This window comes from Paenarthrobacter sp. CM16 (genome assembly GCF_013179505.1).
In the GTDB taxonomy this organism is placed as follows: Bacteria; Actinomycetota; Actinomycetes; order Actinomycetales; family Micrococcaceae; genus Arthrobacter.
Genome location: NZ_JABMCX010000581.1, coordinates 1 through 850, shown reverse-complemented (window position 1 = coordinate 850; position 850 = coordinate 1). Strand labels below are relative to the sequence as shown.

The 850-nt window shown below is 61.5% G+C and carries 1 protein-coding gene; it reads left to right on the top strand.

The annotated features are described in order from the left end of the window. The coding region (locus tag HP499_RS24635; RefSeq protein ID WP_172326628.1) for a low temperature requirement protein A at positions 1-692 on the top strand (692 nt) is incomplete at its 5' end. Between the last annotated feature and the right edge of the window lie 158 nt (positions 693-850).

Sequence of the window (850 nt, the reverse complement as noted above, 5' to 3'; positions counted from 1 at the left end):
TCATGGCAGCTCCACTGTTCGTCATGGAAATGGCGGCCCCGTACTTCGCAGAACGGAACATCCGAACCCCGTGGCATGCGCATCACATCGCGGAAAGGTACGGACTCCTGGCCATCATTGCCTTGGGTGAATGCTTGATTGGCGCCATTGAAACCCTGCGTGCCATTGTGGCCACGCACCAATGGTCCATGGATGCAGCCTTGGTTGGATTGAGCGGGACAGGGCTGGCCTTCGCCATGTGGTGGATCTACTTCATCCTGCCCTCAGGCCCGGCACTGCACGTCCAACGGCACCGTTCATGGGTGTTCGGCTACGGGCACATGCCGGTCTTCGCAGCCATTGCCGCCACAGGTGCCGGACTGCATGTTGCCGCCTATTTCATTGATCACGAAACCCATATTCCCGCAGCCGCCGCGGTGGCCTCCATCGCCATCCCCATCATTCTGTTCAAAGTCTCGCTCAGCACGTTGTACGGGATCCTGCTCGGCATGGACCGGGAACACCTGTGGAGCTCCACACTGGTGGTGCTGGGTTTGGCGTCCAGTATTGCCCTGGCCGCAGCCGGGGCATCCGTGCCCATCTGCATGCTGGTCATGATGGTGGTTCTGGGCCTGTCCATTGCCTACGACGAACGACGCGGGCACAAGGGCCGGGCGGCGGCACTCCGACGCTTGGAAACCGCCGCGGGCTAGGCCACAACCCACCAACCCTCACGTTGTGGGGCCCGCAAAACGCCCCAAAACCCACACCAAGCACGCAAAACAGGCCCCACAACCCACCAACCCTCACGTTGCGGGGCCCGCAAAACACCCCAAAACCCACACCAAGCACGCAAAACAGGCCCCACAAC